General features: G+C 53.3%; 23 protein-coding genes. 11 read left to right on the forward strand and 12 right to left on the reverse strand.

Going from position 1 to position 22,607, the window contains the following annotated elements; all coding sequences use genetic code 11:
* Positions 1-95: 95 nt before the first annotated feature.
* The 4 genes from CHB59_RS02335 to CHB59_RS02350 all read left to right on the forward strand — a co-directional run bounded on the left by CHB59_RS02335 (position 96) and on the right by CHB59_RS02350 (position 2,576).
* Positions 96-389, forward strand: a complete 294-nt coding sequence (locus CHB59_RS02335; RefSeq protein WP_089374641.1) for a DUF3861 domain-containing protein — start codon at positions 96-98, stop codon at positions 387-389.
* A gap of 94 nt (positions 390-483) precedes the next feature.
* On the forward strand, positions 484-945 hold the full coding sequence (locus CHB59_RS02340) for a hypothetical protein (RefSeq protein ID WP_218816191.1): 462 nt from the start codon (positions 484-486) through the stop codon (positions 943-945).
* A 51-nt stretch (positions 946-996) separates the two neighbouring features.
* The gene (locus CHB59_RS02345; protein ID WP_245835011.1) at positions 997-1,614 is read left to right on the forward strand and encodes a LysE family translocator; all 618 of its coding nucleotides are present in this window, start codon (positions 997-999) and stop codon (positions 1,612-1,614) included.
* A 275-nt stretch (positions 1,615-1,889) separates the two neighbouring features.
* Positions 1,890-2,576, forward strand: a complete 687-nt coding sequence (locus CHB59_RS02350) for a Bax inhibitor-1/YccA family protein (protein WP_089374643.1) — start codon at positions 1,890-1,892, stop codon at positions 2,574-2,576.
* 70 nt (positions 2,577-2,646) lie between these two features.
* On the opposite strand, the gene CHB59_RS02355 is transcribed toward CHB59_RS02350, so the two are convergent.
* From CHB59_RS02355 to cysZ, 5 genes are all read right to left on the reverse strand, one after another.
* Entirely contained in the window at positions 2,647-2,862 is a 216-nt protein-coding gene (locus tag CHB59_RS02355; protein WP_089374644.1) for a hypothetical protein, read from the reverse strand.
* Positions 2,863-2,866: 4 nt separating this feature from the next.
* Positions 2,867-3,385, reverse strand: coding sequence for a tRNA adenosine(34) deaminase TadA (gene tadA, locus CHB59_RS02360; protein WP_089374645.1), 519 nt, complete (start codon positions 3,383-3,385; stop codon positions 2,867-2,869).
* 6 nt (positions 3,386-3,391) lie between these two features.
* Positions 3,392-3,847, reverse strand: coding sequence for a phosphate-starvation-inducible PsiE family protein (locus CHB59_RS02365; protein ID WP_089374646.1), 456 nt, complete (start codon positions 3,845-3,847; stop codon positions 3,392-3,394).
* Between the two features lie 73 nt (positions 3,848-3,920).
* Complete coding sequence (locus tag CHB59_RS02370; protein WP_089374647.1) at positions 3,921-4,841, reverse strand: LysR family transcriptional regulator; 921 nt, start codon at positions 4,839-4,841, stop codon at positions 3,921-3,923.
* A complete protein-coding gene (gene cysZ, locus CHB59_RS02375; protein ID WP_089374648.1) occupies positions 4,838-5,596 on the reverse strand; it encodes a sulfate transporter CysZ in 759 nt (252 codons plus the stop codon). Before cysZ ends, CHB59_RS02370 begins: the two co-directional genes overlap by 4 nt.
* Before the next feature lie 139 nt (positions 5,597-5,735).
* On the opposite strand from cysZ, the gene CHB59_RS02380 reads away from it, so the two are divergent.
* The 6 genes from CHB59_RS02380 to CHB59_RS02405 all read left to right on the forward strand — a co-directional run bounded on the left by CHB59_RS02380 (position 5,736) and on the right by CHB59_RS02405 (position 9,855).
* Positions 5,736-6,449: a pirin family protein gene (locus tag CHB59_RS02380; RefSeq protein WP_089374881.1), complete on the forward strand. Its 714-nt coding sequence runs from the start codon at positions 5,736-5,738 to the stop codon at positions 6,447-6,449.
* A gap of 29 nt (positions 6,450-6,478) precedes the next feature.
* Complete coding sequence (locus CHB59_RS02385) at positions 6,479-7,045, forward strand: flavodoxin family protein (RefSeq protein WP_089374649.1); 567 nt, start codon at positions 6,479-6,481, stop codon at positions 7,043-7,045.
* 38 nt (positions 7,046-7,083) lie between these two features.
* Positions 7,084-7,668 carry a YceI family protein gene (locus CHB59_RS02390; protein WP_089374650.1) on the forward strand — a complete coding sequence of 195 codons (585 nt, stop codon included), beginning with the start codon at positions 7,084-7,086 and terminating at the stop codon, positions 7,666-7,668.
* A gap of 81 nt (positions 7,669-7,749) precedes the next feature.
* On the forward strand, positions 7,750-8,826 hold the full coding sequence (locus tag CHB59_RS02395; RefSeq protein ID WP_089374651.1) for an alkene reductase: 1,077 nt from the start codon (positions 7,750-7,752) through the stop codon (positions 8,824-8,826).
* A gap of 4 nt (positions 8,827-8,830) precedes the next feature.
* Positions 8,831-9,430, forward strand: a complete 600-nt coding sequence (locus CHB59_RS02400; protein WP_089374652.1) for a nitroreductase family protein — start codon at positions 8,831-8,833, stop codon at positions 9,428-9,430.
* Between the two features lie 50 nt (positions 9,431-9,480).
* A complete protein-coding gene (locus CHB59_RS02405) occupies positions 9,481-9,855 on the forward strand; it encodes a thioredoxin family protein (RefSeq protein ID WP_089374653.1) in 375 nt (124 codons plus the stop codon).
* 109 nt (positions 9,856-9,964) lie between these two features.
* On the opposite strand, the gene CHB59_RS02410 is transcribed toward CHB59_RS02405, so the two are convergent.
* The 7 genes from CHB59_RS02410 to purB form a co-directional block, all read right to left on the reverse strand.
* The gene (locus CHB59_RS02410) at positions 9,965-10,984 is read right to left on the reverse strand and encodes a peptidoglycan DD-metalloendopeptidase family protein (protein ID WP_089374654.1); all 1,020 of its coding nucleotides are present in this window, start codon (positions 10,982-10,984) and stop codon (positions 9,965-9,967) included.
* Entirely contained in the window at positions 10,985-11,656 is a 672-nt protein-coding gene (locus CHB59_RS02415; RefSeq protein ID WP_179212044.1) for a protein-L-isoaspartate(D-aspartate) O-methyltransferase, read from the reverse strand. It lies immediately after the preceding gene.
* A gap of 3 nt (positions 11,657-11,659) precedes the next feature.
* On the reverse strand, positions 11,660-12,403 hold the full coding sequence (surE, locus tag CHB59_RS02420) for a 5'/3'-nucleotidase SurE (protein ID WP_089374655.1): 744 nt from the start codon (positions 12,401-12,403) through the stop codon (positions 11,660-11,662).
* 78 nt (positions 12,404-12,481) lie between these two features.
* Positions 12,482-13,081: an NAD(P)H:quinone oxidoreductase gene (gene wrbA / locus CHB59_RS02425; protein WP_089374883.1), complete on the reverse strand. Its 600-nt coding sequence runs from the start codon at positions 13,079-13,081 to the stop codon at positions 12,482-12,484.
* Positions 13,082-13,095: 14 nt separating this feature from the next.
* Positions 13,096-16,266, reverse strand: a complete 3,171-nt coding sequence (locus tag CHB59_RS02430; protein WP_089374656.1) for a translocation/assembly module TamB domain-containing protein — start codon at positions 16,264-16,266, stop codon at positions 13,096-13,098.
* Positions 16,266-18,068, reverse strand: coding sequence for an autotransporter assembly complex protein TamA (locus tag CHB59_RS02435; RefSeq protein WP_245835012.1), 1,803 nt, complete (start codon positions 18,066-18,068; stop codon positions 16,266-16,268). The genes CHB59_RS02430 and CHB59_RS02435 overlap by 1 nt, the downstream gene beginning before the upstream one ends.
* 17 nt (positions 18,069-18,085) lie before the next feature.
* Positions 18,086-19,456, reverse strand: a complete 1,371-nt coding sequence (purB, locus tag CHB59_RS02440) for an adenylosuccinate lyase (protein ID WP_089374885.1) — start codon at positions 19,454-19,456, stop codon at positions 18,086-18,088.
* A 538-nt stretch (positions 19,457-19,994) separates the two neighbouring features.
* Here purB and acnB point away from each other — a divergent pair.
* On the forward strand, positions 19,995-22,562 hold the full coding sequence (gene acnB, locus CHB59_RS02445; protein ID WP_089374657.1) for a bifunctional aconitate hydratase 2/2-methylisocitrate dehydratase: 2,568 nt from the start codon (positions 19,995-19,997) through the stop codon (positions 22,560-22,562).
* The last annotated feature ends 45 nt before the right edge of the window (positions 22,563-22,607 follow it).

Genomic DNA, 22,607 nt, shown 5'->3' on the forward strand with positions numbered 1-22,607 from the left:
TTCATACTGATGCTACAGCGGGGCAGCCTTGTTTTCCATGCAGGATGACATCACTATTTTCAGGAATCTACAGTTTATAAACCAGGAGTAAGTCAATGAAACAACATCGTTATCGCGTCACGCTGGAATATATCGCCGATGTTGATGGCAATCCGCAGCAGCGCGAGCCGCTGGTATTTGAGGCAGGAAACCATGATGAGATTCTTGGCATTGTGGAGCTGGTACGCCGCCGTGAGCTGTTTGACGCGCAAACGACGGCTGCGTTTGTCGTTGGGCAGAAGTTGTTCGGGGCAGTGATGCTGGAAAATCGCAATAATCCGCTATTTACCGAGTTTTGGCCGCATTTTATGGATTTTATGAAGAAGCTGAAGGGAGCAGTAAAACCATAATCAGCAAACCTGGACATGGTTGCGAGCTGACAGGGGGGCAAACATAAATGTGTTCAGGTAAGGCGACTGTGTGTGTTTTTATCAAGCAGGATACGTGAAAGCGATTTTTATGTCAGCTGACAGCCGTTCGGACATCAATATATACCGTTCCCGTAAAATCGAGAGCTTGCCGCAGTGGATTGATGCAGATGGCATCAAGATCTATACCATCTCGGCGCAGAATAAGCCGGTTGACCAGGCTCCTTATCTGGCACGCCTTGCTGAGGTTAAAAAATCCAGGCGAGCTGGCTGGGCTACTACCCCCGCGTTTGTTATTTTCCACGATGGTGAGAGTATGGCCTATCTGGTGCTGGCGTGGTGGGGTAACGATAATGAGCTGTTTACGTCCGTTTCAGTCAAAACAGCATCAGGTTGGATAGAGGATGCTGGGCAATATTCGTTCTGTGTCTATGATCTTGAGGTTTTCTGGGCTGAACGCAATTATTTTGTGGAACAAATATATTGCCTGCAACCTGATCTTGCAGGGTACCGGGCCAGGCGGCTGGTCAGCGTCTGACCAAGGCTATATGCATGGTCATGCCGGAATGAAGTGGAAAACATGATACCGATGGACGTACTACTGTTATTTTTCGTGGCATCGGTTGCGCTGGCAGTTGCGCCGGGCCCGGACAATATCTTTGTGCTGACCCAATCTGCTATGCATGGCAAAAAGCCAGGTTTCATCATTATGCTGGGGTTGTGTACGGGATTGTTATTTCATATCTCTGCCGTAGCCTTGGGTGTTGCTGCAATATTCAAAACGTCAATACTGGCGTTTACGATGTTGAAAATCGCAGGCGCAGCTTATTTACTTTACCTTGCATGGCAAGCCTTTTACGCTGGTAGTGCCAGCGTTCCGGCTGCTGCCAGCGAGCGCCGCGATGGATGGACTTTATATACGCGCGGCATCCTCATGAACCTGACCAACCCGAAAGTGGCTATTTTCTTTTTGTCATTCCTGCCGCAGTTCGCAGACCCGGCACGTGGTTCTGTGTCTGTGCAGATCATGATGCTGGGGATGGTGTTCATCCTTGCGGCATTGATTGTATTCAGCCTGATTGCATGGGTTGCCAGCCATATTGCGCATTGGTTGAACAGTTCCAGGCGCGTGCAGCTCATCATCAACCGGGCGGTCGGACTTATTTTCATTACCCTGGCATGCCGCCTTTTGTTCAGCCACCAGTAAAGTGCTGCCAGAGGCAGTGCTCCATGTGCTCCGGACAACTGCAGCGGTGGAGTCGGGCCAGGTTGAAGGCATTGTACGGATGATGCTTGAGTGTGGCTCAATATGAGTGAGCCGCCATTGATTGCGCACTTGTGGCATTAATAGTTTTATTCAGACTTGTCCAGTCTGATTTATTTGTGCCAGATAGGGTAGTATGGTTGAAACTTTATGTGTAATTGGCTAGTCTTACTCATAGTTTGATTTAACAGTTTTTAACAAATAGGGGATGTGACAACATGCAACCGAATTATCAAGTCGCGAATACACAAGCGTTGCCGGTAGGGGCGCACAAGGTATTGCGCAATACGTATATGCTGCTGGGCCTGACCATGATTCCGACGGTGATTGGCGCCCTGGTGGGTATGTCCATGAATTTCTCTTGGATGGCTGCCAGCCCGATCATGTCATCATTGATCATGCTGGCCGTGATGTTTGGCTTGTTCTTTGCGATTTCTGCCAACCGCAACAACAGTTTTGGCGTGGTATTACTGTTGGGCCTGACCTTCTTCATGGGCCTGATGCTGGGCCCCATCCTGCAAGTAGCGTTGAACCTGCGTAACGGCGGCCAATTGGTGGGCCTGGCTGCAGGTGGCACCGGCCTGATCTTCATGACACTGGCAGGTATTGGCGCCACCACCAAGCGTGACTTCAGCTTCCTCGGCAATTTCCTGCTGGTCGGCCTGGTCCTGTTGATCATTGCATCGCTGGCTAACCTGTTCTTCCAGGTTCCTGCGGCCTCACTGGCAATTTCCGCGATTGCCGTGCTGTTGTTCTCCGGTTTCATCCTGTTTGATGTGAACCGCATTGTGCGTGGTGGTGAAACCAACTACGTGATGGCAACACTGTCGCTTTATATCAATATCTACAACCTGTTTGTCAATTTGCTGCAATTGCTGATGGCATTCATGGGCGAGCGTGATTAATCACGAATCCCGGTTCAAGCAAAACCCGCCAACTGGCGGGTTTTTTATTGTCACTGAGCCGTATATTGCTTTACCTGGTCCTGAGTTTATCTATGCCGGTGACGGCCAGGGATAATAGCCAGAGCAATGCCTTGAAGGTGTTCATGATGGGGATCAGGCTCCAGAAGACGCTGCCGAGAATCTGGCGGCAGAGCATGGATTTGAAACAGGCGGTTTTATAAATAGTAGACAGCAGGCACAAACCCAGCGATACAAAATAAATAACCAGGTACTCTGTTGGAATCATGTTGTCACTCCTCGTTGTCGGTTATCCCATGCGAATTGGCTTTGCCAGCTTTCTGCAGCTGTCTGCGGTCGGCAAAGAACTGTGTCAGTGTCTGGCTGCATGTTTCGGCCATCAAGCCGCTTTCAACCTGTGTGTGGTGGTTGAGTTTTGCTTCAGCCATCAGGTTGACCACACTACCACAAGCCCCGGTTTTATAGTCATGAGCTCCAAACACCAGCCGTGCAATGCGCGCGTGCTGAATGGCGCCTGCACACATGGCGCAGGGTTCCAATGTGACATATAGGGTGCAGCCTACCAGGCGATAATTGTCCAGTGACATGGCGGCCTCGCGCAGGGCACGGATTTCAGCATGGGCAGTGGGATCATGGTTGGCAATGGGGGCATTGCTGCCACGCCCAATGATCTGGCCATCCTTGACTATCACGGCACCCACAGGCACTTCGCCTGCCAGTGCGGCCTCACGTGCCAGCCGCAAGGCTTCCTGCATGAAGTCCTGATCGGTCAGTTGTTCAGGGTTTGTCATGAACAATTAATCTACCTGTTGTTTCTGGCCCCAGCGCACCAGCACGAAGGTGAGGCCCAGCATCAGGCCAGCACCTACCCATAATATGACGTCCATGGCCTCCGGGCTGACTTCCTGTACCGGCATGATGATGAGTTTGCGCAGCACCAGCACCATGGCAACTTCGATAAAGGTTTCCACTTCCAGTTTGGCGCCCATGAGGTAGCGGATTTCAGCCGAGATCAATGCGGAAATCGACCATAGCAGCATCAAAGTGCCCAGCGCGTTGAGAAAGCCGTGAATGAGGTTGTTGGCGGCAAAGGCGATGCGAACATCAAGAAAGAACAGCCAGGCGAACATGGCTACGGATACGGCCAGCGCCAGGCCGATAGTGATATGGGCAAAACCGTTGAGCCAGAGCATGGCGCGGATGGTATAACGGTTGATGGTGTTGAACTCAGGTGGGAAATGATTTTTCGCCATGATCAATAAAATTTCTCTTTGGGATGGAGATATAACGGCCATGGTGGTGGCCGTGTTGTCAGCGCACAATATATCAAATCGGTGTGCTTTGCCCCAGCAGAAAATCTTCCATACTGATTTTCTCCAGCTCCTGCAGCAGCCATTGCTGTGCCTTGCCGCCATTGCTGCGCCAGGCGATATAGGCAACGACATCCGGTTTGGGCTCTGCCACCTGCCTGATCAACAACTCGCCGCGGCTTTCATGGTACTCCGCCAGTTTGCGTGGCAGGTAGCCGACACCCAGTCCCTTGATCTGGGCCAGGGTCTTGCTGGGAATATCCGGGACGGAAAGCGTATCCTGACCATCAAGAATGCCTGAGGTTTTGGGAGGCAGGTTGCGGGAACTATCTGCTGCAGAAACTGAGCGGTGCTGCTGGATATCGAAATTGGATAGCGGTTCGGGGGCTGCTGCCAGCGGATGGTGGGGAGAGACCGCAAACACAAATTCCATGGTACCCAGCAGGCGTGTGGTGTATCCGCCACCAGACGGACCTTCACCTGGCGCGCCGATGGAGATATCTGCCCGGTTGCTGATCAGCGCATCCCAACTGCCGCCGTATACTTCGCGTGACAAACGCACCCGGGTGCCGAAATCCTGGAGATAAAAGCGTTCCAGAATGTCATATAGCGGCTCCAGCTTCAGGATATCGCTGATGGTGATACTGAGATCGGTTTCGACACCGGTTGCCACGCGGCGCACACGACATTCCAGCTCGCTGGCGGCCTTGAGCAGGTGGCGTCCTTCCCGCAACAATTCATTACCGGCCTCGGTCAGCCTGGCTTTGTGCCCACTACGGTCAAATAGCTGGATGCCAAGGTCGTCTTCCAGGGTGCGGATGGTATAGGTAATGGCGGAGGGCACGCGATGCAGGCTTTCTGCCGCGGCCGAAAAGCTGCCCTCACGGTCAATGGCATCCAGTACTTCCAGGGCCTCGATGGATAACCTGATACTCATAGGATGGCCTTGTGCTGGTCATGCTCGTGCACCCAGAACAGGGTGGCGCCAACGATAGCGGCAGGCATCATGATGATATTCAGCCCGGGAATCCATAATGCCAGATAGACACTGGAGCCAAAACCCAGGCTTTTCCAGCGTTTTTTCCGCAACCAGCGCAGCATATCCTGCCAGCCGAGTTTGTGGTTGTCTGCTGGATAGTCCAGGTATTGCACACACATCATCCAGATGCCGAACAGCAGCCACAGCGGGGCTGCCAGCAGGTTGAGGCCAGGTACCAGCGACAGTAGTAGCAAGGCAAGAGTCCTTGGCAGGAAATACATGAGTTTGCGCAACTCCCGGCCCAGTGTGCGCGGCACTATGGCCAGCAGTTCGTGTAAGTTGAATGATGGGAAATCATCCTCTCCGCGTATCAGTACTTCCGCTTTTTCTGCCAGCAGGCCGTTGAATGGAGCGGCAATCAGGTTGGCAAACAGGGTAAAGGTGAAAAAGATGATCAGCACCAGCAAAAGCACGAACAAAGGCCAGAGCAGGTAGGAGAGGAACTCCAGCCAGCCTGGCAAGGTTGCCATGAGCCTGGTCAACCAGAGGCTGAATTGCTGCACGCTGTAATACACCATGGCAACGAACAGGATGAGGTTGGTCAGGAGCGGCAATAATACAAACGCGCGCAATCCCGGGCTCAGCAACAGCCTTAAACCCTGCAGCACATACTGCGGGCCGGAAAAAACAGTGGTAGGGGTGCGGGTTGTCATACAGTCCTCATGCAGGGTATCGCAGCATCTTCATAATTTTTGAACAATATATACAAAATTCTTTGCTATTAATATCAACGCTTATTATCTACCATGCTTTTCATTGTTCAAGAATATTGAAGGTCAGGAAAGGCACATCATGATCAGACTACGCAAATCCCAGGATCGGGGCCATGCCAACCACGGCTGGCTGGATAGCTATCATTCGTTTTCCTTTTCCGAATATTACGATCCCGAACACATGCAGTATTCCGTGCTGCGCGTGATCAATGAGGATGTCATTGCACCTGCCATGGGTTTCGGCATGCATCCACACAAGGATATGGAAATCATCACCTATATGCTGCAGGGCGAATTGCGTCATGAAGACAGCCTGGGCAATGGTTCTGTCATCCGGGCGGGCGATGTGCAGCGCATGAGTGCAGGCACAGGGATTGTCCATAGTGAATTCAACGCATCCGACCGGACACAGGCACATCTTTTGCAGATATGGTTGTTGCCTGCGCAGGACGGGATTGCACCAGGATACGAGGAAAAGCATTTCGGGGCGGCGCAGAAGCGCGACCGCTGGTGTCTGATCGCTTCTCCTGATGCCAGGGACGAGTCATTACGGATTCACCAGGATGTTGCCCTTTATGCAACAGTGCTGTCTGAAAACAAGCAGATTGCTTACCAGATGGAAACAGGCCGCAGCCTGTATATCCAGGTGGCGCGCGGTAGTGTGAGCCTGGACGAGTTTTTGCTGGAGGCTGGGGATGCCATCAAGGTGGATGGACAGCAATCCATTGAGTTGACTGCAGGGGAAGAAGCCGAAGTTCTGCTGTTTGATCTCCCTGCTCATCAGGGCCATTAGGACATTACATTTTAGAAACAGGAGTCATCATGACAAAAATTGCAGTGGTTTATCACAGTGGCTATGGGCACACCGAAGCTCAGGCCAAGGCAGTGGCACGCGGAGCAGGAAAAGTGGCAGCGACTGAAGTGCAGTTGCTGACTTCTGAAGAAGCCCAGCAGAACTGGGAAGCGCTGAATACGGCAGATGCCATTATTTTTGGCAGCCCGACGTATATGGGCTCGGCCTCGGCCCAGTTCAAGGCATTTATGGATGCCAGTTCCGGGATATGGTTCAATCGTGGCTGGAAGGACAAAGTGGCCGCCGGGTTCACGACTTCTGCCAGCCAGAGCGGTGACAAACTCAATACTATTGTGCAATTGACCATTTTTGCTGCGCAACATGGCATGATCTGGGTGGGCAATGATTTGCTGCCGGGGAACAATAGCAGTACAGGGTCGGTCAATGACCTGAATCGTCTCGGTGGGTTCCTTGGGGCACTGGCCCAAGCCAACAGCGATCAGGGTGCAGATGTTGCGCCATTGCAAAGTGATTTGCTGACCGCAGAGCATCTTGGTGAACGGGTAGCCAATATCACCAGAAAAATTCGTGGTTGAAAACCAATAACATTTTTTGATAGCAGAGAGGAAATCCAATGAAGCGTTCCATTGCCAAACTTAGTCTTGTAGCCGGTTTGTTCGCGGCAAGCAGCCTGGCATTTGCTGCAACTGAAACCTATGAAATCGACAATAAGCACAGCTTTGCCAATTTCTCGATCCGTCACGTGGTTGCCAAGACTTCCGGTACTTTCAGTGATGTCACTGGCAAACTGGTGATCGACAAGGAGAATCTGGCAAATTCAAGTGTGGAAGCCAAGATCAATGTCCTGAGCGTGAGTACCAGCAATGCAAAGCGTGATGAACATATCAAGAAAGAGGAATATCTCAATGCTGGTAAATTTGGTGAGATCCACTTTGTCAGCACCAAGATTGCCCCAACCTCTGCCAGCCAGGGCAATGTGACTGGTAAGCTCACCATCAATGGCGTCACTAAGGAAGTGACATTCCCGTTTGCTGTGCTGGGCTTTGGCAATGATCCATGGGGCGGTACACGTACTGGTGTTGAAGGCAAGACCATCATCAGGGCTTCCGATTTCGGCTATACCTGGGCAGCCAAAACAGGCGCGCCTGTCGGTGATGATATCGAGGTGACTTTGTTGCTTGAAGGTATCAAGAAGTAAGCTGATGCAATTTATCTAGAAGATAAAACGCCTCCTGATTTTCCGGGATGGCGTTTTACTATTTGATTTCGGAGAATATCCATGACTGCTGATTTATTCAGTCCAACCAAGCTGGGCAGTATTGCACTCAAGAATCGTATCGCAATGGCGCCATTGACACGTAATCGCGCTGGTCAAGGCAATGTTCCGCAGCTTATCAATGCTGAGTATTATGCGCAGCGGGCTTCCGCTGGCTTGCTCATTACAGAGGCAACCCCGATTTCTGCCACTGCACATGGCTATCCGGCAACCCCCGGCATTCATGACTCGGAGCAGGTGGAAGGCTGGAAGCAGGTGACGGCTGCCGTTCACGCCAAGGGTGGCAAGATCGTACTGCAACTCTGGCATGTAGGCCGTATTTCCCATCCATCGCTGCAACCTGGTCATGCCTTGCCGGTTGCGCCGTCAGCCATCAAGCCGGCAGGACAGGCATTCACTTATGAAGGCCTGCAGGACTTTGTCACACCGCGTGCATTGTCGATAGAAGAGCTGCCCGGCATTGTGGCGGATTATGCGCGTGCCACGCAAAATGCTCTGGATGCCGGTTTTGATGGTGTGGAAGTCCATGCGGCCAATGGCTATCTGCTCGATCAGTTCCTGCGCGATGGCACCAATCATCGCACCGATGAATATGGCGGCAGCATGGAGAATCGCACTCGCTTATTACTGGAAGTCACCAAGGCGGTAGTTGAGGTGGCAGGCGCTGATCGTGTGGGTGTCAGGATTTCCCCTTTGAACCCGTTCAACGATATCAGTGATTCCAACCCGCAGGCATTGTTCAATCATGTGGCTGACAGCCTGAATCCGTTTGGCCTGGCTTATCTTCACGTGGTTGAAGGTGGCATGGGAGGGGATAACCTACCTGCATTTGACTTTGCTGCCTTGCGTCGGCATTTCCATGGCAGTTATATCGCCAATCTCGGCTATGACAAGGCCAAGGGTAATGCTGCCATTGCGTCAGGCCATGCGGATGTAGTGGCCTATGGTGCTTTATATATTGCCAACCCTGACCTGGTAGCGCGTTTCCAGCAGGATGCGCCATTGAATGCGCCCGATCATGCCACTTTCTATGGTGGCGATGCCAAAGGCTATACCGATTACCCCACTTTACAAGGATAACAAAATGAAAAAACCCGCAATCACCAGTGTTGCTATTGATAATACGATCGCCCAGCGCTGGAGTGGCCGTGCTTATGATGCCGATAAGGCAGTGACGCAGGAGCAGAAAATTGCCTTGCTTGAAGCTGCACGCTGGGCGCCATCCTGTTATGGAGACCAGCCATGGCGTTTCATTGTCTGGGACAAGAACAAGGATGCCGCCGCCTGGCAGAAGGCATTTGATACCTTGGTGGAATTCAACCAGGGATGGGTGAAAAACTCGCCATTACTGTTCCTGATCGCTGCGGATACCAAATTCAACCACAATGGCAAGCCTAACCGTTGGGCCGCCTATGACACAGGTGCTGCAGCGGAGAATATCTGCTTGCAGGCGACTGCTCTCGGCCTGATGGCCCACCAGATGGCTGGTTTTGATGCAGACAAGCTACGTGCGGCATTTGCCGTTCCAGAGCAGATCGAGATCATTGCCATGATTGCGGTAGGTTATGCAGCTGATCCTGCCACCCTGGATGATGAAACCAGGGAGCAGGAAATGGCAGAGCGTAGCCGCCGCGCATTGGGCGAGCTGTTCTTTGATAGTGCCTGGGGTAATCCGGTCGCCTGATAAGCAGGTCTGATATAATGAAATATTCCATCAATTAGCGGGATTTAATCATGCCTGTTTTGCAGCTCACCAAAGCCAACTTCAAGCAAACCATAGAAAGCAATGATTTTGTAATCGTTGATTTCTGGGCACCTTGGTGTCAACCCTGTGTGGCTTTCACGCCAGTATTTGAAGCGGCATCCGAGAAAAATCCTGATATCGTCTTCGGGATGGTGAATACGGATACAGATCCGGAAATTGGTGAATATTTCGAAGTCAGCAAGATTCCCGGAATTCTGGTGATTCGCGAACAAGCTGGTATTCATGCGCAGGTGGGTGAGATCGGGGCACCGGCGTTTGAAAAGATCATCGAATGGGCAAGAGCCTACGATATGGCGCAAGTGCGCGAGTACTATGCTCAGCAGGAAGCCGCGGCCAACAAATAGTGCTTGTCAGATAATTGGGCTGTACAAAAGAAAAGGATAGTCGCATGACTATCCTTTTTTATTGGCCGTAGGGAGGAGTTAAAACCGCCCGTTTTCTTGTCTGCTGGCCTTAGTTCTTGGGCAGGTATTTCGCCGGATCTACCGATTTTCCCTGGCGGCGGATTTCGAAATGCAGCTTGGTTTTATCGGTATCAGAACTGCCCATTTCGGCAATTTTCTGTCCCTGGGTGACTTGCTGGCCTTCCTTGACGAGAATGTTGCTGTTATGGGCATAGACGGAAAGGTAAGTGCTGTTGTGCTTGATAATAACCAGCTTGCCGTAGCCACGCAGGTCAGAACCACTGTAAATCACCTTGCCTGCTGCTGAAGCATGGACGGACTGCCCGGTCGTACCCCCGATATCCAGCCCTTTGGTGCTGGCTGAATCATTGAAGCCGGCAATGACTTTGCCACTGGTTGGCCAGGCCCACTGAATGCCATCTACATTGCTGCTGCCGGCGGGAGGGGTGGCAGTACTACTCTGCTGAACTTCAGTCGTAGAGGTGGTGGCTGCGGGAGCTGCAGCCGGCGTGCTTGCCGCTGCTGTTGCAACCTGTGGTACAGCAGCAGGAACGGGCGCATTTAGCGCGGCCGCGCTATAAGGCTGGCGTGTTGCCTTGGGTTCTGTCAGCATGCCGCTGGTGGATGCTGCAGCGGCTGTTTCAGCTGGTGTTACGGCAGTGCCGCTGTCGCCATATGTATTGAGGGGGGTAATCACGACACCATCTTCATCGGCAGTAGCCCCGGAAGTGTCCGCAGTGGTTGCTGCAGCGCGCACAGGCAGGGTGAGCTGCTGTCCCACGTGAATGGCATAGATGGGAGGAGCGATATTGTTGAGCTGTGCGATTTCCTTGTAGTCAAACCCACTTTCCAGTCCGATGCTGTAGAGGGTTTCCCCCTTTTTCACGATATGGATGTTGGGTTGTGACTCGCTGCCCGACTGTGCATCCGGGATAGGCGATGCTTGCGTTGTGGTAGTCTGTCTGCCTGTATTGGTGCGGTCTACTACCGGTGCGTGTTCCGTTGTGCTGCAACCAATGAGTAGCAGGCTGATCAGCCAGGATTTATTGATATGTTTGGTTAAATGCATTTAGTTGGTCCCACCTAACAGCGGTACAAATTTTACTGCTTCCAGTTTATTCTGCCTGAATTCAGAGCCCGCTGCAGTCTTGATATGTTCGATCAGGTAGAGGACTTGTTCATCCGTACCCACGGGAATTACCATGCGTCCCCCCACCGCCAGTTGCTCAAGCAACTCTTGCGGAATCTGGCGCGCAGCTGCTGTGACAATAATACCGTCAAAAGGTGCCATTTCCGGTATGCCCATGGAACCATCTGCGTGTTTGAGCTTGATATTGGACAACTTGAGTTCGCGCAGGTGATTGCGGGCCTTCATGAGTAGCGGGCGTATGCGCTCCACTGAATAGACTTCCTTGGCAACCTTGGAAAGTACTGCTGTCTGGTAGCCGCAGCCTGTGCCGATTTCCAGTACTTTCCCCAGGGGTTGGCCATTGCGCAATATCTCGGTCATTCGGGCCACAATATAGGGCTGCGAGATTGTCTGGCCAAAACCAATGGGAAGAGAGCCATCTTCATAAGCACGTGAAGATAATGCCTCATCCACAAAAATATGCCGTGGAATGGCACCCAGGGCAGTCAGTACTGTTTCGTCCCGGATGCCTTTTTCGCTCAGGCGGGTCAGCATGCGTTCGCGCGTACGCTGCGAAGTCATGCCAATGCCACGTAATGCAGTGCTGCTCATGTTTTAACGTGCAAGCCAGTTGTTGACCTGTTCACGCTGGCTGTATTGCGTGAGGTCGATTTGTAATGGAGTGATGGAAATGCGATTCTGGCTGACGGCATGAAAATCCGTCCCTTCCCCGGCATCCTGCGCACTGCCAGCCGCGCCAATCCAGTATACGGTCTGGCCGCGGGGTGTGGTGGACTTGATAACAGATTCTGCTTTGTGCCGTTTGCCCAGTCTGGTGACTTCCGTGCCCTGGATTTGCTCGAATGGCACATCTGGCACATTGATATTCAGCAGGACAGGGGGAGGGAAGCGGTCTTTCTGGTAACGCTCGACCAGGCTCACCATGAATTTGGCAGCAGTCTCAAAATGCTGCACACCATGACGCGACATGGACACCGCAAATGAGGGCACACCCAGCAGGAAACCTTCGGTTGCCGCTGCGACAGTGCCGGAATAAATCGTGTCGTCTCCCATATTGGCACCATCATTGATGCCGGAAATCACCATATCCGGTAACTGGTCCAGCATGCCGGTAACGGCAAGGTGCACGCAATCTGTAGGTGTACCGTTGACATAGTAGAAGCCATTACTGGCCTGGTGCAGGGATAAAGGCCTGTCCAGAGTCAGGGAATTGCTGGCACCGCTACGGTCCCGTTCTGGTGCAACAACTACGATATCAGCAACCTTGGACAGGTGCTGAGCCAGGATATTGAGTCCTGGAGCAAAGTAGCCATCGTCATTGGAGAGAAGAATACGCATCCTCCAATTATAACCGAGTCACGGCGCGCTTTTCACGCCTCTTTCACAACTAATGACACAAAAATTCCCATTGTGGTTTCAACTGCTCTGTTTCAGCTTGAGAGCGGTTTCTGCCAAGCGTTTTCCCAGTGCGATGCACAAGGCTTTTTCATCTGTGCTGATGGCCTTGTCATCCATGGTGCCGGCAAGATGGCTGGCACCGTAGGGCGTGCCGCCCGTGCTGGTATTGAGCAATGCTGGCTCGGAGTAGGGCAGGCCCAGCAGCAGCATGCCATGGTGTAAAAGTGGCAGCATCATGGAAAGCAGGGTGCTTTCCTGTCCACCATGCAGGGAGCCGGTAGAGGTAAACACTGCGGCGGGTTTGCCGATCAGGGCACCGTCCAGCCAGAGACTGGAAGTGCCATCGAGGAAATATTTCAGCGGGGCTGCCATATTGCCGAAGCGGGTGGGGCTGCCCAGGGCAAGCGCAGCACATTCTTTCAGGTCGGCAAGTTCCACATAAGGGTCGCCGCTGCCAGGAATGTCGGGTTCTGTGGCTTCATGATTGGCTGATATCCTGGGAACTGTGCGTAAGCGGGCCTGTGCGCCTGCGACGGACGATACGCCGCGGGCAATCAGTTTTGCCATGTCGCGGACAGATCCACCGTGGGAGTAATAAAGTACCAATATTTCTGTCATGGTCATGATCTCCGTCAATGGAAGCGGAAAGTATAGAGTACATCCACTGCACTTTCCGAGCCTGCCTGCGAAACGACAGACCAGTTCTTGCTGATGGTGTAGGTCAGCTTGGCGACATTGAGCAAGCCGGTCAGGCTTTTTTCATAACTGAGATAGAGCTTGGAAGACAGGCGTTTGCCGAAGTTGACAGTTGAGCTTTCCATATCGCTGCCTCCTATACTGAAGCTATCCAGCCCGGCTGCACGTGCCATCCTGGTCTGCAGGGGAACAGATTGGCCCTGGGAAAGCAGGGCGCCCGCAGCGAGAGACAGCATGGCGAATTCATTCTTGCCTGCCTGATCCAGGCCGGTACCCAAGACCAGCCACGAGAGTTTTTCACTGTCAGGCACTTCAGGCGTCGAGACGAGCTTGACGGTAGGCATCTGCGCATTGCCTGTGATTTCGACGCCGGCCTTCACTGTCTGGTTGTCTCGCATGGCAGTGATATTGAGGCCGGGATTGTCTACGGGGCCGCTGAAGTTGACGATGCCTTTTTCGATATTGAGCAGTTGTCCGTATGCCATGTAAGTCCCGCCGACCATGATGGAACCTTCCGCGCGCAGCTTGTCCGGGACGATGCCGGATAGTGTCAGTATGCCGGTGAGGTAGCCATCCAGCCCGAAACCGCGCAACAAGAGCTGCTTGCCAGGATCGACAATGCCAACAACCTCTTCTCCCAAGTTGATCCTGAGCTTGCCGATGGCAATCTGGAGCGGGCTGTTATCCTGCTCCTGTTCGCGGCCCACTACAACAACATCATTGCCCAGCTTGGGGGCGCTTTCATCAGCCAATTCAATCAGCCCGCGAATAATGCGCAAATCACCATCCAGTAGCAGTTGCTTATCCTGCAGTGTGGTCGTTGCCGTACCCTCAAGTACCAGCAGGCGGTCAGTACGTTCTGCCGCAGTGAAATTATCCAGCTGCCAATCAATATGGATATCCGGCTTGCCGGCAATCAACCGAATGTCACCACCGGCGGTGATACTGCCTTTGCCACCGGTGAAGCGCAGTGTGTTCAATGTGATCGTGTCCCCGGACAAGCTGGCATCCAGCTGTCCCTGATTCAGGTTGACTCCTTCGGCAGGTAGGGACAGCGCAAGGTCATGCCCGCGGATATAACCGTTGAACATGGGTTGTCCGACGCTGCCTGAGGCATTGATGGCAATGATGATATTGCCATCTGCCTGCATATCCGGCGTAGGCAGCCAATTGAGGCTGGACAGGTTGGCTTCAAGGTTGGCCTGCAGCGGAGCATGATTTTCCAGGGTAAATATGCCGTTCTCGCCACTTAGTATGGTGCTGGCATGGGCGGTAATATTGCCCAGCTTGTTGCCCTGGATGGTGCTTGCCAAGTCTACCCTGTTGTCCTGCATATTGAGTTGCAGGGTGATATCACCCAGTTCCAGGGGCTGGTCTGCCATGCCTTCGCGCACGACAGCCAGGTCGCCGGATTCACGCTGTAATGTGATGCTGCCATTGAGAGATTCTTCTGCCTGGATATTCCATTGCCCCGAGAATACAGGGTTGCCCTTGAGATTGGCAGGCAGGGTGAAAAACAGGGGAGGGATATCGCGCAGGGCCAGGTGTTCGATACGTCCGCGCGTGTGCATGCCTTGCGCGCCCTGCCGCAAGGTGTCCAGGCTGATCAGGCCTTGCCTGAATTGCAGGGCAAGATTGTCAATCGACAGGTCTGCATTATCGTAGCGGATAGGCGCTGGCGCCTGCAGCGTGATGGGGGCGCCAGCTTTGTAACTGAACTCCTGTAAAGCACCGATCCAGGCTCCTTCTGCGTCAAAACCGCCTGCCAGCCTGGATTGCAGTTTGAGGCTGGGGCTGCTGGCTTCCAGCGTTAATGCATGCTGGCTGCGATTGCCATTCAGTACCAGTTTGCCGTCAATGAAGCTGCCTTGATCAAGGCGTAGGCCTTCGGTTGTCAGCTCGGCATTGAGGTCACCCATGGTGTGAAGCTTGCCGTTGCCACTGATTTTCCGGGCGCTGATATTGCCTGGCAGTCGCAGATTTTCTGCCAGTAACTGGAAGTCGGCATGCAGGTCATCCAGTGTGCCGGAAATCTTGCCGCTGGCATCTGCCTTGCCTGCCAATGCGGCATCCAGCAGGGCGAGTGTGGGCAGTGAGGCTTGCCAAGTGAGGTGGCTGTCGGGGTCGCCAAGACTGCCTTCCGCGGTCAGATGGTTGGTGCCTATTGATGCATCCAGATGCACGGCATTCAGAATGTTATCAAGCAGATGCAGGCTGGCTGTCGCTTGCAAGGGCTGGCCACGCCATTGGCTGTCCAGGCTGGAGAAACTGAGATTGAGATCAGTCGCAGGCATGATGGTGCCATTGACTGCCAGGTCGAAACTTAACCTGGCTTTCATGTTCTGACCGAGGGCATCAGGTGCAAGGTCGCGCAGGCTGACATTGATGTTCAATGGCAGTTTGCCAGCCAGACCTACTTCGCCAGTGATATCCAGCCGACCTGCGGCGGGCAGGGAACTGTTTGTTGCTACCAGTGCAGGCGTACCATCCTGCATGGCAAACAGGTTATGCATTTCAAACCGCAATGCCTGCAGATCGCCAGACAGTATGGTATTGAGGTCATACAATGCGCTGCCTTGGGATTGCAGGACATGGATATTGCCCGAGAGCGGGAAAGGTTTGCTGTTCTGCAGTGACAAGTCGGCTGTGATGTTGCCCCAGGGCGTTTCTGCCCGCGCCAGTTGCAGGTGTATGTTGCTGCCGTCGGCTGTGAGGTTGAGCGTGACATGGCGCAAGATTTTATGGTTGTTGCCGGCAATGATCTCGATTTCATCAATGGCGGCCTGGTCGACTTCGATCGGGAACGGTATACGAATAGTGTCTGGCAGGTCCGGTAGGCTGGATGCCGGTTCTGCAGGATTTTCCTCTGCCGGTACATCCTTCATGGTGATGACCAGGCGCTCTGCATGCAGCTGATCCACGCGCAGGCGGCCTTCCCGTGTTGGCAGCAGGCGCAGCTGGCTCTTGAATTGCAACAGGTCAATTTCCATGCTGCCAGTGTCGTAATGCAGGTCCTGCAGGCTGGAATTGAGCTGGATCAAGGCGTAGGCAGGCGCGATGCAAGGCAGGAACCACAACATGAGTATCAGGAGCAGGCGCCTTGGCATCAGAATGTCACTCCCAGGTTGAAGTGCAACCTGTATTCACCTGTTTCCTGGCCATGGGCGATATCAATGCCGATAGGCCCGGCAGGACTCTTGAAGCGAGCACCCAGGCCATAGCCATAGACAGGTTTGAGGTCATGCATATTATTGGCAGCGTTGCCGAAATCAACAAATGCAGCTGCGCCCCATGATGCGGTCAACCATTGGATGACTTCGATACTACCAGTGACGAGGTAGCGACCGCCTACGACGGCATCGCCGTCTGCGATCCCCAGGCTCTGATAGGCGTAGCCGCGCACGGATTGGTCGCCACCGGCACGGAACAGGTAAGTGGCCGGGGCATTGTTGGCACCGCTGACAGCGCCGACTTCCAGCCGGGTAATGAGCTGGGTGCTGCGTGTGATGGGGTAATAGGCCTGGGTCTTGGCATAACTTTGCAAGAACTGGCCACGGGCCATGACATCCAGTGGTGCCCCGGTAAATACTGCATTGAATAAATAACCACGTGTCGGGTTCAGCTCATTGTCGGTGCGGCGCAGGGTAATACCGTAAGAGAGTGTCGCAGCATAATTGTTCTGCGACTCACTGCCATCAACTGCGACATGTTCCAGCAGGTAACCGGCTCCCACGGTTTGTTCAAAACTGCGCGGGCCCCAGGCGCGCTTGACACCGGTGCTCAGGGTCGAGGTGATCTGGCCTTCCACATCAATACGCTTGAGGTCGGCATTGAAGCTGTCGCGAAAACCATTGCTGTCTGTCGGCAGGCGGATCAGTGACGACAGGGACTGTGCCTTTTGTTCCAGTTTGAACGTGTTAGTGAAGCGCCATCCGCGATTGAACAGATTGAGATCCTGGTAAGTCAGCGTTGTGCGGGCACCTGTATTGGTACTGGCACCGACCCCGATCCCGACCTGTATGGATTGCAGTTCTGTCACATTGACAATAATGGGTGCTGCATCCGGATCAGCATCATCGGTACGCGATGTTACTTCGACATTACTGAAATAGCCGCTGGCCTGCAATTCAGACTGGAAAAACAATAAGCGGGCCTGGCTGTATGTCTCCCCGGGCTTGATGGGGTTGATATTCTCGACCAGATCGGGGGGGTAGCGCTGCAAGCCATTGATTTCCAAGCCACCAAAGCGGAATGGTGCACCACTGTCGATTTCCACGGACAGTTTTACCTGATTATTGGCAGCATCGACTACCGCCTTGCTGCTGGTGATTTTTGCATTCGGGTAGCGGTTCAGCACCAACCCGCTAAGTAGTCCGCGTTTGGCGCTGTCCCAGCGATCCTGGCTGAAGCGCATTCCCTGCTTCAATGACCAGCTTTCAAGCAGATGCGCGATGTCAGGTTGTTCGCTGGCAGCTTGTGAGGTAATGGCGCCGCTGAAGCGGATATCAATATCCTGGATGGTGGCTGGTTCGCCTGGGTCAATCGTGAATGTTGCCCGGCGTTTGGTGATATTGCCCTCCCTGTCGTTTTCCACGGATTGTTCTATGCGGGGAGAAAAATAGCCTTCAGTGGTGAGTAGGTCCTCGATATTGCGCGGTGTTGCCTGCAGCAGGCGGTGCCATTCTGCAGTGTTCATGCGCGGACTGTTGAGCCAGCGCCTGATTTCAAGGTGTTTTTCCAGCATATCGTCGACAGAAGAGGGGGCGGATATGTCGACACTGTACCGGTTGTCTGCTGCATGAGCAGTTGGGATCGCCAGCAACAGCCAGGCCACGAACGCAAGAAAATATGCGTTGATGGCCTGGATCGTGGCTAGGTTAGCCTGGGCGGGAAATAGACGCAAAGGCACAAGGGAATCAAAATTTTTTAAATGGATTTCGCTAGTGCGCCAGCTTTTCCCGTGTAAGTGGCTGGAGTCAGCTGCAACAAGGCTTGTTTGGCTTCTTCCGGAATCTTGAGCTCCTGGATGAAGGCATGCAGTGATTCCTTGTTGATGCCGCCCTTGCCGCGTGTCAGGGCCTTGAGCTGCTCATAAGGATTGGGCACACCATAGCGACGCATGACAGTCTGGATCGGCTCGGCCAATACTTCCCAGTTGTTGTTCAGGTCTTCTGCCAGGCGCTGCAGGTTGACTTCCAGCTTGTTCAGGCCCTTGAGACAGGAGTCATAGCCCAGCAGGGCATAGCCCAGCGCAACACCCATGTTGCGCAACACGGTGGAATCAGTCAGGTCACGCTGCCAGCGGGAAACCGGCAACTTTTCTGCCAGGTGGCGCAGCACGGCATTGGCCAGCCCCAGGTTGCCTTCGGAATTCTCGAAGTCGATCGGGTTGACCTTATGCGGCATGGTGGAGGAGCCGACTTCGCCTTCTTTCACCTTCTGCTTGAAGTAACCCTGGGAAATATAACCCCAGATATCGCGGTCGATGTCGATCAGGATAGTGTTGATGCGTGCAACGGCATCATACAGTTCTGCCATGTAATCGTGGGGCTCGATCTGGATGGTGTAAGGGTTGTAGGTCAGACCCAGGCTTTCCACAAAGGCGCGGGCAAAGTTTTCCCAGTCGAATTCCGGGTAAGCTGACAAGTGGGCATTGAAGTTGCCAACTGCGCCATTGATCTTGCCGAGGATTTCATTCTTTGCCAATTGTTCACGCTGGCGGCGCAGGCGATACACTACATTGGCGAGTTCCTTGCCCAGTGTGGTGGGGGAGGCGGTCTGCCCGTGCGTGCGTGACAGCATGGGAACCTCTGCCAGTTCATGCGCCAGCTCGGTGAGGCGGGCAATGATCTTATCAACGGCAGGCACGATCACCTCATCACGCGCATGCTTGAGCATCAGGGCGTGTGAGAGATTGTTGATATCTTCAGATGTGCAGGCAAAATGAATGAATTCGCTGACTTCGCGGATTTCATGATTACCGTCGAAATGTTCCTTGAGCCAGTATTCCAGGGCTTTCACATCATGGTTGGTTCTGGATTCGATAGCTTTGACCTGCAACGCTTCTGTCTCGCCAAATGCTGCAATGACTTTATCCAGCTCCTTGATGGTGGATGCACTGAATGGTGCAATTTCCTCAAGGTTTTTTTCAGCAGAGAGCGCCTTGAGCCATTCAACTTCAATCAATGCACGGAAGCGAATCAGCGCATATTCACTGAAATAGGGACGCAGCGGATCCAGCTTGGATTGATAGCGACCATCAAGGGGAGAAAGTGCGTTGAGGGGGGTAAGCTCCATCAGTAAACCTTTTTGCATGGTGTAAATGCGGATGCGCGTGACTGTATCTAGGTCGGGCAGTTACGATCCGCGTTGGAAAAACGTGATTTTACCTGACATCTGCGATTGACAAAATCTCGGATTGCTATGACTTGCTCCCAATAATGCAAACCATACGATATTGCGCTGAACAGGTGCACGCCTAAGGTGTCATGCACCATTGTGCCTGCAGGTAGGCCGCATTATTTTAATGCAGATTAGGCAAGTGTGATGGTGTTACATGATGATCTGGTAACTATGAATATTTCGTGACAGGGTCGGTTTTTATGCAAACAAGATTCATTTGCGTAAAAAGACTGTAAAAACAGGCACGTTCATTGCATGTTGAAAACGGTTGGCGTTTTATAAGCAGGCTGCAAAGCTGTATAATTGCCCTATTCATGTCGTGCAAAACGTATTTTGGCAGTGAGTGTTGATGCTGCCTGAACGCCTGTTGGGAATCAGACCTGAATATCAGGATGTTTTGCCGTCTCACGTTATCAGGAATTAATAGAAAACCATGCTAATTGCTTATCGAAAACATGTAGAAGAACGTGCTGCTGCCGGTTTGCCGCCTTTGCCGCTTGATGCGGAGCAGACGGCAGCCCTGGTGGAGTTGTTGAAAAATCCACCTGCAGGAGACGAGCAGGAGCTAGTCGATTTGCTGGAAAACCGTATTCCAGCCGGGGTGGATCAGGCAGCTTACGTCAAGGCAGCTTTCCTGGCGGATATTGCCAAGGGAGAAGCCACTTCTGCGTTGATCAGTCCGGAGCATGCAGTCAAGCTGCTGGGCACCATGCTGGGTGGCTACAATGTGCAGGCATTGGTGGCATTGCTGGATACGCCACTGGCACCCCAGGTAGTCAAGGCGCTGTCTCATACCATTCTCATGTTTGATGCATTCCATGACGTGGCCGAAAAAATGAAAGCAGGCAATACGCATGCCAGAACGCTGATTGAGTCTTGGGCAGCAGGTGAATGGTTTACCAGCCGTGCAGCATTGTCGGAAGAGATCCGCCTGGTGGTGTTCAAGGTGGATGGTGAAACCAATACAGATGACCTGTCACCGGCACAGGAAGCCTGGTCACGCCCTGATATTCCATTGCATGCCAAGGCCATGCTGATCAATAAAATGCCAGATGGCCTTGATACCATAGAAACCCTGAAGCAGAAGGGCTTGCCACTGGCTTACGTCGGTGATGTGGTGGGCACGGGTTCTTCACGTAAGTCTGCGATCAACTCTGTACAGTGGCACATGGGCAATGATATTCCCTACATTCCGAACAAACGTACTGCGGGTGTGGTGCTGGGTGGCAAGATTGCCCCTATTTTCTTCAACACGGCAGAAGACTCCGGCGCCTTGCCCATCCAGTGCGATGTGAGCGCCATGCAGACTGGTGATGTGATTACTGTGCGCCCTTACGATGGCAAAGTGCTCAATGAACAAGGTGCTGAAATCGCCAGATTTGATCTTGCGCCGTTGACCATGCCGGACGAAGTCCGCGCGGGTGGTCGTATTCCCCTGATCGTGGGCCGCGGCCTGACCAGCAATGCACGTCAGCTGCTGGGCCTGCCGGCTTCTGACCTGTTCATCAAGCCGATTGCACCAGAAGATACCGGCAAGGGCTATACCCTGGCCCAGAAAATGGTCGGGCGTGCCTGTGGCCTGCCTGAAGGTGTGGGTGTGCGTCCTGGCACGTATTGCGAACCCAAGATTACTACTGTCGGCTCGCAGGATACAACCGGTGCCATGACACGGGATGAACTCAAGGAGCTGGCCTGTTTGGGCTTTTCCTCTGATCTGGTCATGCAGAGCTTCTGTCATACAGCTGCTTATCCCAAGCCGGTCGACATCAAGTTGCAGCATTCCTTGCCAGAGTTCATTTCCAGCCGTGGCGGCGTCAGCCTGCGTCCCGGTGATGGCGTGATCCATTCCTGGCTCAACCGCCTGATCCTGCCGGATACTGTAGGTACTGGCGGCGACTCCCATACCCGTTTCCCGATCGGCATTTCCTTCCCGGCAGGTTCCGGGCTGGTGGCGTTTGCGGCTGCCATGGGAGCGATGCCGCTGGATATGCCGGAATCCGTACTTGTGCGTTTCAAGGGTGAAATGCAGCCTGGCATCACGCTGCGCGACTTGGTGAATGCCATTCCTTACGCTGCCATCCAGAAGGGTGAGCTGACGGTGGGCAAACAGGGCAAGAAAAACATCTTTAATGGCCGCATTCTGGAAATTGAAGGTCTGCCTGACCTAAAGGTAGAGCAGGCATTCGAGTTTGCTGATGCCTCGGCAGAGCGCTCTGCCAACGGCTGTACTGTGCACCTGAACAAGGAGCCAGTGATCGAATTCCTCAAGTCCAACATCGTGTTGATGCAAAACATGATAGATAACGGCTATGAGGATGCACGCACCTTGCAACGCCGTATCGAATCCATGGAAGCCTGGCTGGCTGATCCGCAATTGCTGCAACCTGACGCAGATGCGGAATATGCCTATGTGCTTGAGATCGACCTTAATGAAGTCAAGGAGCCCTTGGTGGCCTGCCCGAACGACCCGGACGACATCAAGCCGCTGTCCGCCGTGGTTGGCGACAAGATCGACGAAGTCTTTATCGGCAGCTGCATGACCAACATTGGCCATTACCGCGCTGCAGCCAAGGTGCTGGAAGGCGCTGGTGGCATTCCAACGCGTCTGTGGATTGCGCCGCCGACTCGTATGGATGAAAGCCAGCTGCGTGATGAAGGTGTGTATTCTGTATTTGGCGTGGCTGGCGCACGTACCGAAGTGCCGGGCTGCTCATTGTGCATGGGTAACCAGGCGCGGGTAGCGGATAAGGCGACGGTGTTTTCGACCTCTACGCGTAACTTTGATAACCGCATGGGCAAGGATGCACGCGTTTATCTTGGCTCTGCCGAATTGGCAGCGGTATGTGCGCGTTTGGGACGCATCCCGACTCAGGAAGAGTATCTGGATACGGTAGGTGACAAGCTGAGCAAGAATGCGGATAGCATCTACAAATACCTGAATTTTGACCAGATGCCTGAATACGTCAGGAAGATCATTCCGATTTCAGAGGTTGCAAGCTGATCGGAAGCGATTGAAAAGTGAAACCAGCAAGCCGCATTATGCGGC

Origin of the sequence: Methylobacillus rhizosphaerae, assembly GCF_900187985.1 — a bacterium.
GTDB lineage: Bacteria > Pseudomonadota > Gammaproteobacteria > Burkholderiales > Methylophilaceae > Methylobacillus > Methylobacillus rhizosphaerae.

What these genes read in the sequence shown, in the direction of transcription:
- purB (WP_089374885.1), bottom strand. Translation starts at nt 19,456, where the DNA reads ATGGAGCTTACCCCCCTCAACGCACTTTCTCCCCTTGATGGTCGCTAT.
- wrbA (WP_089374883.1), bottom strand. Translation starts at nt 13,081, where the DNA reads ATGACAGAAATATTGGTACTTTATTACTCCCACGGTGGATCTGTCCGC.
- CHB59_RS02355 (WP_089374644.1), bottom strand. Translation starts at nt 2,862, where the DNA reads ATGATTCCAACAGAGTACCTGGTTATTTATTTTGTATCGCTGGGTTTG.
- CHB59_RS02410 (WP_089374654.1), bottom strand. Translation starts at nt 10,984, where the DNA reads ATGCATTTAACCAAACATATCAATAAATCCTGGCTGATCAGCCTGCTA.
- tadA (WP_089374645.1), bottom strand. Translation starts at nt 3,385, where the DNA reads ATGACAAACCCTGAACAACTGACCGATCAGGACTTCATGCAGGAAGCC.
- CHB59_RS02405 (WP_089374653.1), top strand. Translation starts at nt 9,481, where the DNA reads ATGCCTGTTTTGCAGCTCACCAAAGCCAACTTCAAGCAAACCATAGAA.
- CHB59_RS02365 (WP_089374646.1), bottom strand. Translation starts at nt 3,847, where the DNA reads ATGGCGAAAAATCATTTCCCACCTGAGTTCAACACCATCAACCGTTAT.
- CHB59_RS02385 (WP_089374649.1), top strand. Translation starts at nt 6,479, where the DNA reads ATGACAAAAATTGCAGTGGTTTATCACAGTGGCTATGGGCACACCGAA.
- acnB (WP_089374657.1), top strand. Translation starts at nt 19,995, where the DNA reads ATGCTAATTGCTTATCGAAAACATGTAGAAGAACGTGCTGCTGCCGGT.
- cysZ (WP_089374648.1), bottom strand. Translation starts at nt 5,596, where the DNA reads ATGACAACCCGCACCCCTACCACTGTTTTTTCCGGCCCGCAGTATGTG.
- CHB59_RS02380 (WP_089374881.1), top strand. Translation starts at nt 5,736, where the DNA reads ATGATCAGACTACGCAAATCCCAGGATCGGGGCCATGCCAACCACGGC.
- CHB59_RS02345 (WP_245835011.1), top strand. Translation starts at nt 997, where the DNA reads ATGGACGTACTACTGTTATTTTTCGTGGCATCGGTTGCGCTGGCAGTT.
- CHB59_RS02395 (WP_089374651.1), top strand. Translation starts at nt 7,750, where the DNA reads ATGACTGCTGATTTATTCAGTCCAACCAAGCTGGGCAGTATTGCACTC.
- CHB59_RS02335 (WP_089374641.1), top strand. Translation starts at nt 96, where the DNA reads ATGAAACAACATCGTTATCGCGTCACGCTGGAATATATCGCCGATGTT.
- CHB59_RS02415 (WP_179212044.1), bottom strand. Translation starts at nt 11,656, where the DNA reads ATGAGCAGCACTGCATTACGTGGCATTGGCATGACTTCGCAGCGTACG.
- CHB59_RS02390 (WP_089374650.1), top strand. Translation starts at nt 7,084, where the DNA reads ATGAAGCGTTCCATTGCCAAACTTAGTCTTGTAGCCGGTTTGTTCGCG.
- CHB59_RS02370 (WP_089374647.1), bottom strand. Translation starts at nt 4,841, where the DNA reads ATGAGTATCAGGTTATCCATCGAGGCCCTGGAAGTACTGGATGCCATT.
- CHB59_RS02350 (WP_089374643.1), top strand. Translation starts at nt 1,890, where the DNA reads ATGCAACCGAATTATCAAGTCGCGAATACACAAGCGTTGCCGGTAGGG.
- CHB59_RS02400 (WP_089374652.1), top strand. Translation starts at nt 8,831, where the DNA reads ATGAAAAAACCCGCAATCACCAGTGTTGCTATTGATAATACGATCGCC.
- CHB59_RS02430 (WP_089374656.1), bottom strand. Translation starts at nt 16,266, where the DNA reads ATGCCAAGGCGCCTGCTCCTGATACTCATGTTGTGGTTCCTGCCTTGC.
- surE (WP_089374655.1), bottom strand. Translation starts at nt 12,403, where the DNA reads ATGCGTATTCTTCTCTCCAATGACGATGGCTACTTTGCTCCAGGACTC.